This is a genomic window from Methanomethylovorans sp. (assembly GCF_041447285.1).
In the GTDB taxonomy this organism is placed as follows: Archaea; Halobacteriota; Methanosarcinia; order Methanosarcinales; family Methanosarcinaceae; genus Methanomethylovorans.
The window spans coordinates 157657-166685 of the sequence record NZ_JBGMEB010000010.1 but is presented as its reverse complement, the minus strand read 5'-3'; the positions used below and the strand labels follow the sequence as shown (position 1 = coordinate 166685).

Sequence of the window (9029 nt, the reverse complement as noted above, 5' to 3'; positions counted from 1 at the left end):
GTTCCGATAGGAAAGCATATATTATCGTTGGGAATAATGTCAATTGTTCTTAGTTTTGTTTGCATTTTTGGTCGAATACAACAAAATTAAGAACACTTATATTACTTTTGACTGTCAAAGTTGGGTTTAAAGATGCTTTTGTTTTAACATTGGATCATGAGCACCCTAAGAAACATAATCTTGTTGTGTCTTTGAACATTATCAATAAAATGAAAGGTGATATACCACCTAGGCAATTCAGAGAGATTGTTATTGCATTAGGTGATTTCTTTAAACAAGAAACGAGTGAAAGAATGGATACCAGAAAATCACAAGCTCTTGAGAGGGTTTTAAGGGAAATATATCTAAATTATTATGAAAAAGAAATAACCGCATAGCATGTGGTTATCTTTTTACTTTTCTATTCCAAGTTTCATCATTGATGACTCCAAAAATGATGAATATGATCATTTTTTTAAAGTAGACCAGTTATTGCGTTCTTCCATTGTTCAGAGCGACCAATTGAACCATTATTTGCAGAACTAGAAGATGGAACCCTTAAAACCTCTACATTATTTAGTATTTTGCAATTTTTTTTGTATTTTTCTTCTGCTGCTTTTCCATTACAGATTATTTTCTTTACTTGAGTTAAATGAGAAAAGTCATTATACTCTGGTTTTTTGATGTTTTTGTCTAAACTCCCTTCTATTTCAGCAGATTCTATAACATCCCATAATCCTATTTTGTATTCCTGTAGAATATTGATTCTGTTTTTATATTCTAAATTCAAAAAGTCGGTATTAAGCACATCACTCATTATATTCCAGAATTGATTTCGAGAATCATAATAATATTGATTTTCATCCCTTGATTTTTCACCGGGAAAAGTTCCGATAATCAATATTTCTGTATTGGCATAAATTATTGGATCTAAACCTTTGGTTCTTTTGTTCATTACAAACATTCACACCCTTCAAATATGATAAACTTTGTCAATTAAACAAGTACTTAAAATTAAAACTGTTAGATAAAAGCGTACACTTATTCGAGCCAAGAAATAATTAAATAAAATAATTAAATTTTTGAAGAGTGGCATTTTTGAAGCTTAACTACAACTCTTTAAAATTATGCGAGGGGTGGGATTTGAACCCACGAAATCCTTCGATACCAGATCTTAAGAAATGAGTGAATTACAATACCAGACTATTAATATGATGAAATCATATATCAAAGTATGCGGAAATTGCCAGAATTTGAGGGTGGGAATGCCAAGATAGCCGAGGGCTTCTTAAGGCATATGAAATTGAAAGGAAAGAAAGAGAAGACCATAAATGGCGATATGTGGCAACTGGCCAGTTTCCTTAAGCATTTTGATTACAAGCCTGCCGACGAGATCACCAAGGAAGAATTAGAGGATTTCTTCATATATCGAAGAGAAAGCTGCAGACCAGCTACAGTCCACAACAATTTCATCTTTACCCGCACATTCTACAAATGGCTTTTACCGGAACAATGGGAGGATATGTTTCAAGACATTACTGTAAAAGCTCCAAAAAACAGGCTTCCTGTTGAGGAATTGCTTTATGACCATGATGTAAAAAAATTGCTGATGGGGTGCAACAAACAGAGAGACAGAGCTCTTTTGATGCTTTTATGGGATAGCGGGGGGCGTGTCAGTGAATTAACAGGGTTGAATGTTGGCCACTTTGAGACAGATAAATATGGAGCTGTTATAATCGTTGATGGAAAAACAGGAATGAGAAGAATCAGATTAATAGACTCTGTCCCGGATATGCAGCTCTGGCTTAACCAGCATCCAGAGAGAGATAATCCGCAGGCTCCTTTATTCGTTACAGATAGGCTATATGATGGCGAATATAGAAGACTTGACCGACACACAATTGCAAATATCATTAAAGGAGCTGCTGATAAGATAGGCTTCCGGAAAAAGATACATGCCCACGCGTTTAGACACGGAAAATTAACTGATCTTGCAAAGAAAGGTTTCAACGAAATGGAATTAAGGATATTTGCAGGATGGGAGGATACTTCCACTATGCCTGCCACTTATCTTCATTTATCAGGGGCAGATGTGGATAAAAAATTACTGCAACATCATGGTATTATAGAAGAAAAACCCGAGGAAGAGAAAACCGGACAGTTGAAACCAAGGGAATGTCCAAGATGTGGAAACAAGAATCCAGCCGATGCAAAGTATTGTAGCCATTGCTCCTTAGTACTTGATGCCAAAACAGCAATGAATTTGAAAGAAGATAGTATAAAGGCTGCAGATGCCTTTGCCAAGCAGATGCAGGACCCGGAGTTTATAGCTAAAGTTGCCCAGATGATGGCACAACAAATGAAAACTTAATCTTCTTTTTTTATTATATTAACTCCAAAATCATGGGATTTACATTAGAAAATTTAGATATTAATAATAAGGCTTTGTAGAAATCGTCTCTTTTCGAGGAGCGAATCAAATCTAAATTTTCAAATAATGTGTCTGTATATATCGGTCTAGAAATGATGTTTCAGGCCAATGATACTGATTTTTAGAGGGATTCTACAAAGCCAATAGTAATGGATTATTTAACTGATTTTGCTCTTAATTAAGAATATAAATGTCTTCAATGAGAAAAATTAGAATATTATGATGGCGTGAACAGAATACATTTACTTTTTGAATATCAATAGAAGGGTTTGCATATAAATGGAACATTGAAACAATATAATGTGTGATTTAGAAATGTATATATGTAATCTTGTCAATTTTTTATCATGTATGAAGTGCTTAGGTTAAGAGATTTACCGTTTTTCCAAACAGTTCAAGAAATACTCTCGTTTTATACATGTCCACCAACATGTCCTGCAATCTGCTGTAAAGTTACAGACATTGATGTGGATGAAAAGGATAGAAAGATATTGAAGAAGGCAGCGAAAGGGAATACAACCATGATTAAACCTTCCACTGAATACGAAAGCCGCCATTATAAAATAAATCCCCCATGTCCTTTTCTGGAGCATGACAAATGTAGTGTATATCACAGAAGGCCAACTATTTGCAGGTTATTCCCGTTTAACATTTGTCACAATCCAGAGGCATTAATTCTATATCCCTGTGATGTAGGAGCAAGCTTATTCGATGACTTTATAGATTATTCTAATTGTGTACTAAGGCAACCCATTTCAGAAAAAATGATTAGCGACTTTAGACAATCGCATAGTTCTTTTACTCTAGAAACAGATAGGGATTTGCCAATTGCTATGATTGGCATTGAAATCAGCGACCTTGTACCTTTCAAAAAGTATCTGGAATCGAAATAAGTTGCAGGGACTCGAAAAGGATTCTCATGCACAGAGTGGAAGCTTTATTCCTTCCTTTTCATCAATATAATAGTAATCAATTATATGAACTATAAGTGTATACAAATATGCTAATGATTATGCGCCCATACCTTAGTGGCTCGACATAATCAGCCATGATTGCATCACGTTCCATCAATCGAGCCATTGATTTATTTTAAAGTTCATATATGGGAAAATGCTCAACATTTGATGGGTATATAAGAAATTGCTGAGAATTCAGACGCTGCAAATCAGGTTGTCAATGATCTCAACTCGAGTTCTAGCATGTGTATATCTTCGTCAACAAGTTCCTTTAATTCATCATACATTTTAAGAGAGTTGTCTGTGGATATATAATTACTACAGTGACCGTCTTCAGTGAAAATTCTAAATATGGCTTTTGTACGCTTTTCTTGGAATAGATACTTTTTCCAGCGCATGTCAAAAACATTCAAGCAGCCATCATATGCATCATCACGGTCACCCGAATACCATAACTCCCTTGGCTTGGTATTATTGTCTTGCTGAACATCGCCCCACATATCTCCATCTTCGGTCTCTTTGTATTCATTCAAGAAATCTGACAGTGGATAATACAGATCTTCAAGCTGCTTTGAGATGAATTCTACCTTCCTATCTTTTTTACTATCATCCAATGCATCTCTGGTATGTATCATTTGTATCATAGTAATTATAGCAAGTATACCGGCAAAAAATACATTTATTCTTGATGCGATTTGTTCCGGTAATCCAAGTGCAGATATTGCTAAGAATCCAAGTAATAAAACGGATAGAAGCAAATACTTTGTTGAGTATCTCATGGTAATTAAATAGATCTACTTCTTGAAAACAATTTGTTCGAATTGGATTCCATGGTCTCCTTCGTATGGTTTGGTATAGTTATTCTTGCCAACCTATATCGTTGGAGGGATACCGGCGGGGAAAACATCATATGTATTGTGGTGAGTACCATTGTCCTTACGTCGGTGTATGAAGATGCTTACAAAAAATACAAATAGGACTATAGATAATCCCGGAATCTGTAGCAGCGTAAAGTAAAATCTGGCCCTCTGTCATAATCAGTCCTCATTAATCATATAATTAAACAATATTGCAACAAATTGCAACTTGATATAGTATCCAATAAGGCGCGCATAACTAGCAACCAATACTTAACATTTATTTGGGTAGAACTTAAATAAACGTGCGACACGTGTGCTGTGAATCCCACAATATCTAGGCTATCATTTAAGCAAAAAGATAGGGATAGTTCTTGTTCATTCTTTCAAGCATGTAAAAAAAAGGAATCCAATAATGCTGTGCGTCCTGCTCACTCGCTTTCATCCTTTTAGTAAATATACTTTGAAGAATATTTTCGGGAACATCATACAGTAATTCAACGTCTTCAATCCCAGACATATATCCTTCGATCCATGCTGGGTAGGGATTGAACTTAGGATCATTTACATCTTCTAATATTTTTCCCAGAATGTCCAGTCTTTTATTTTCAGAGCTGTTAATAAAGTTTAGCACAAACTTAAACGCAAGTACATTTTCACAAATGATGCTCATCAGTTGTTTTTGATCTTCTGGGCTCAATTGATGATCTAAACTCACAGATTTGAGGTTGCAGGTGTCCCGCAGGTAATTTACGTCATCTTTTTCTGAAAGAGAGACATTCCTTGCTGATAAATAATCAAGTGTTTCTATTTTAGGGATTGCGGTGGCAAAAGTGTTTATGAGTTGATATGCATTTGTTCTGAAATAATTCGAATTAATGAGCCTATAAAAATCACGGAAATTCTCATAGTATATTGTTATAAATTTATTAAAGTCATCTATTATGAAAAAATACAAATCACTGCCATTCTTGAAATCGGGATCTTTGTAAACTAATTCCATTTCAACTAATTGATCCAAATGATTTGAGATTCCTTTGTTCTCTCTGATTTGGTGTTCCACTCTCAAATATTCGCGAATGTCTCCTTTTTTTGCTTTTCCACCCTGGTTCAACAAAAATAGCAAAATTTCTTTCTTTGTCTCTCCCACAGGCTTTGCGTTTCCCCTACCTCGTGTCATGGTTTAACTAACGTATCAATCATATTTAACAAATCGTATTAGGTACCCATTGGTATGGTATACCCTTGTATTTGAACAATTCTCAAACCCTCGGGTTCCCTTGCCAAAAAAATCGCAATAAACAGTTAAGATCATTCAGTTATTACCAAACAAGTGAGGCTTAACTGATGGTTGACCTTGAACCAAGTAATTTGTTACATCGAAATAAAACACCTGCGGAATTTGCCAGAGACCATAAGGATATTCTTGAAAATCTGGCGAAGCATGGCAGTCCTATAGAACAGGCAATGGCAAAAGCCTACATAGAACTCTATGGGAATTCTGAATGATTGCTGAAAAAAAGTAAAAATCAGCACTGAAGTATTTCGAATTTCTGAAAGAGAAAACCCGTCAATATTGATGAAAGCTGGCTTATGAGAAATAAGTTGAAAATGCGAAAAGGATGCGAATGACAAAACATAATCTTTGATAACTTGAATCAAGGAATTCTATTTCCCTTTGAGACTCACAAATTTCAAAGTAAATTCCCCATCAGAGGTCAAAATGTACTCTTTCTCTTTCTTGCTGCCTTCGATATGCCTTTCATCGATAAGATTCCAGTTGAGAAGGTCTCTTGTCAAGGAGTTAAATACACCATCTTTTAGATTCCTGTCGGCTCTTTTCTTATCTCTTATCGGAATATATTCCTTTGAGAGTTTTTCAAACAAACTTTTTCTTGGCATTTTCTTCAAATTTTCATCATCAGAAGGCTTTTGTTCATCCAGGAGTCTTAATATGGTTACCCTGTTTGGGTTTGCCTGAAAATCTTCAATGTGCACTTTGGGGATTGAGATTGTTTTAGCTATTTTTTCTATATTTATGTGGTAAGGTGTTGCTTCGAACCATAAAGCCATCATGAATAGACCAATTGATAATGCTTTGGTTCCGCTGGATACGTTAAAGTAGTATTTAGCATGGGGGCTTTTCTTATATATTTCAAAAACTGCCTCCTTGATATGGTCAAGAGTGTCGGCTTCTATAATAATCTCATGTACTCCTTTTTGTGCAATCGGAGTGGCTAGTTCTTTTAAATGTTCTATAGACCTTCTGATATTTTCTCTTGTTTTCTGGTTTTTTGGATCATCTGTATCTTCGTATATTCTTTTTTCAGCAATGACATAAACTTCGGATGCGGGTGAAATATTGTAAATCGCTATTGGAAATGTGTTGTGAACATTCTCTCCAGCACTCATTATGTGGATTTTTTCATTTTTTATCATACTATGGCTCCTCTATGTTTGATTAAAATTAGTTTACTATTTAATCAATCTATTTATTAAACAATAGGTAAATCTAAAAAATTAATATATTTTTTTAAAATGCATTTTCATCTGATGATAAGCAAAACAATTAGATCCGTAAACTGGCACGTAACCATGAACTGCAACTACAAGTGCAGGTTTTGTTTCTACAAAAACATGAGTGGGGAATTCAAAGATATCGAAAAAGCTAGAAAGAAACTTGAAACATTAAAAGCAAAAGGGATTGAAAAAATCAATTTTGCTGGTGGAGAGCCACTATTGTACAAAAACCTGGACCATCTTTTGAAGACGGCAAAATCTATGGGCTTCACAGTTAGCATTGTCACAAACGCAGCTCTACTCCATGAGAATAATCTCAGGAAAATGAGTGAGTATGTGGACTGGATTGGTATATCTGTTGATTCTGCTGATGAAGTAATTGAAAAGGAACTGGGAAGAGGAAACGGAAATCATGTTGAACATGTCCGCAGGGTTTGTGAATTCGTTCACGAATATGGCATGAAGTTAAAGATCAACACCACAGTCACCAAAATGAGTTATTCTGAAGACATGAAATCTATTATATCGTCTCTCTGTCCAGATAGATGGAAAATCTTTCAGATACTTCATATGAAAGGCCAGAATGATGATGCATTAGATCTTACTATTACCAAGGAAGAGTTCAATATTTTCAGAAGCATAAATGGTGAACTTGTACTCAAGAATGGTGCAGCTCCGACATTTGAATCTGCTGAAGATATGCTGGAATCCTATTTCATCATAGGTCCGGATGGAGACATTCTCTTGAGCAAAGGCAATCAACGCTCATCAATACCTTTTGAATCACTTGAGCATATGGAGCTCATTGATCTGGTTGATGCAGACAAGTACCGAGAAAGAGGAGGCGATTATGACTGGAAATAAACTAGTCATTCCTTCTTCAGAAACCCTCCAGGATAATCTGAACTTACCTGAGAGAAGTTCATTGAGAAGAATCTGCTTTACGGGCGTAAGGGGAGTTGGAAAATCAAGTGTACTGCAGGAAATAAACAAAGAAGATATCAATGTGTGTTTTACCTCTGGTTCTGATATTCTGCAGTATATGATGGGAGATGCTTACTCTCAGTTCGAATTCTTCCCTGAGTACAAGAAATATGGTTACAGATTGAAGATAAGGGATACACTTCACAAAATACAGGAAGAAAATGGTATGGATTTACTAGTTGATTCTCACCTAACGGTCTACAATTTGAAGTCTGGTGAAATTGATGTGATCTTTACTCATATGGACTATGAGTTTTACACGGATATAATCCTGCTTGATTCATATCCTGAACGCATTCTTGATCATCGCCAAAGAGATACTAAAAAGAAAAGGATCACTAATCTGGCCATCATTCGGGATGAACTTAATTTTGAAAGAAGGAAAGCTGCTGAGATTTCAAAGAGATATGGAATAAGACTCCATGTAGTTCAGATGGGTGAGGATGCTGCTGAAAAAATGATAGACATTTTATTCAGGTGCAAAGTATGAAGGATCTGAGAAAGGTTTTTCAGCCAAAGACCATCATTGATTCGGTAAACTGGCATGTTACATTGAAATGTAATTACAATTGCAAATTTTGTTATGTAAAAAAACAAAAATCAATGATAACCGAAATACTCGACGCAGAAACTATATTGTCAAGATTGCATGATTTGGAATTTGAGAAGATAAACATTGTTGGAGGAGAGCCTTTGCTTTACCCTTTTGTATATGACATCATAAAAATGGCAAAGAAGATGGGATTTGTAACAACTCTCAGAACTAATGGATCACTTTTGACAAGTTCAAAGATTGAAATACTATCTCCGTATCTTGATTGGATAGAACTTCCTCTTGATTCAAATAGAGAAGAAATTGAAAAAGAACTAGGAAGAGGATGTGGAAAGCACATACAGAAAATTCTGAAGGTTTCGAACATTCTTAAATGTACTGATGTCAGATTGAAGATAAACACCATTATTACACAACTAAATTGCAAAGAGGATTTGAAACCAATTATAGGTGTCTTAAATCCAGACAAGTGGGAAATATTGCAGGTACCTGACATAAATGATGAAAGTAGTTCGAAGTTCTTAATCAGTAATCGAGAATTTCTAAATTACCAAAAATTGAATGAAGACATTATATTGAAATCGGGAGAAAGGCCTGTTTTTACTCAATGTAGATATCCTGTTGATTCATATTCTATGCTACTAACTTCCAAAGACATCCTTAATAACTCAAAAAATAGATATACAGTATTGAGATTAAAATGTGCTGGAAATATAGAAACAATTGAAAAAGACAGTATTCACGATTGA

11 protein-coding genes are annotated in these 9029 nt (G+C 35.0%); 7 read left to right on the top strand and 4 right to left on the bottom strand.

Annotated elements, in window-relative coordinates; translation table 11 throughout:
- Positions 1 to 107 precede the first annotated feature (107 nt).
- Positions 108 to 377, top strand: a complete 270-nt coding sequence (locus ACC612_RS07600) for a hypothetical protein (RefSeq protein WP_371853899.1) — start codon at positions 108 to 110, stop codon at positions 375 to 377.
- A gap of 77 nt (positions 378 to 454) precedes the next feature.
- Here the strand turns inward: ACC612_RS07600 and ACC612_RS07595 are convergent, their stop codons facing one another.
- Positions 455 to 934 (bottom strand): DNA-deoxyinosine glycosylase, encoded by a 480-nt coding sequence (locus ACC612_RS07595; RefSeq protein ID WP_371853898.1) that lies wholly within the window; start codon positions 932 to 934, stop codon positions 455 to 457.
- Between the two features lie 279 nt (positions 935 to 1213).
- On the opposite strand from ACC612_RS07595, the gene ACC612_RS07590 reads away from it, so the two are divergent.
- Positions 1214 to 2350, top strand: a complete 1137-nt coding sequence (locus ACC612_RS07590; protein ID WP_371853897.1) for a tyrosine-type recombinase/integrase — start codon at positions 1214 to 1216, stop codon at positions 2348 to 2350.
- Positions 2351 to 2757: 407 nt separating this feature from the next.
- Positions 2758 to 3303, top strand: a complete 546-nt coding sequence (locus ACC612_RS07585) for a YkgJ family cysteine cluster protein (protein WP_371853896.1) — start codon at positions 2758 to 2760, stop codon at positions 3301 to 3303.
- Between the two features lie 272 nt (positions 3304 to 3575).
- Here ACC612_RS07585 and ACC612_RS07580 read toward each other — a convergent pair whose 3' ends face one another.
- Together ACC612_RS07580 and ACC612_RS07575 are read right to left on the bottom strand one after the other, a co-directional pair.
- The gene (locus ACC612_RS07580; RefSeq protein ID WP_371853895.1) at positions 3576 to 4145 is read right to left on the bottom strand and encodes a hypothetical protein; all 570 of its coding nucleotides are present in this window, start codon (positions 4143 to 4145) and stop codon (positions 3576 to 3578) included.
- Between the two features lie 427 nt (positions 4146 to 4572).
- Positions 4573 to 5373: a hypothetical protein gene (locus tag ACC612_RS07575; RefSeq protein ID WP_371853894.1), complete on the bottom strand. Its 801-nt coding sequence runs from the start codon at positions 5371 to 5373 to the stop codon at positions 4573 to 4575.
- Positions 5374 to 5570: 197 nt separating this feature from the next.
- On the opposite strand from ACC612_RS07575, the gene ACC612_RS07570 reads away from it, so the two are divergent.
- Positions 5571 to 5732 carry a hypothetical protein gene (locus ACC612_RS07570; RefSeq protein ID WP_371853893.1) on the top strand — a complete coding sequence of 54 codons (162 nt, stop codon included), beginning with the start codon at positions 5571 to 5573 and terminating at the stop codon, positions 5730 to 5732.
- A 159-nt stretch (positions 5733 to 5891) separates the two neighbouring features.
- Here ACC612_RS07570 and ACC612_RS07565 read toward each other — a convergent pair whose 3' ends face one another.
- A complete protein-coding gene (locus ACC612_RS07565) occupies positions 5892 to 6662 on the bottom strand; it encodes a hypothetical protein (protein WP_371853892.1) in 771 nt (256 codons plus the stop codon).
- A 114-nt stretch (positions 6663 to 6776) separates the two neighbouring features.
- Between ACC612_RS07565 and ACC612_RS07560 the strand changes: the two genes are divergently transcribed.
- The 3 genes from ACC612_RS07560 to ACC612_RS07550 are packed head-to-tail and all read left to right on the top strand — an operon-like array spanning position 6777 to position 9029.
- Complete coding sequence (locus ACC612_RS07560) at positions 6777 to 7607, top strand: viperin family antiviral radical SAM protein (protein WP_371853891.1); 831 nt, start codon at positions 6777 to 6779, stop codon at positions 7605 to 7607.
- Positions 7594 to 8217 (top strand): AAA family ATPase, encoded by a 624-nt coding sequence (locus ACC612_RS07555; RefSeq protein ID WP_371853890.1) that lies wholly within the window; start codon positions 7594 to 7596, stop codon positions 8215 to 8217. The genes ACC612_RS07560 and ACC612_RS07555 overlap by 14 nt, the downstream gene beginning before the upstream one ends.
- The gene (locus ACC612_RS07550) at positions 8214 to 9029 is read left to right on the top strand and encodes a viperin family antiviral radical SAM protein (protein ID WP_371853889.1); all 816 of its coding nucleotides are present in this window, start codon (positions 8214 to 8216) and stop codon (positions 9027 to 9029) included. Before ACC612_RS07555 ends, ACC612_RS07550 begins: the two co-directional genes overlap by 4 nt.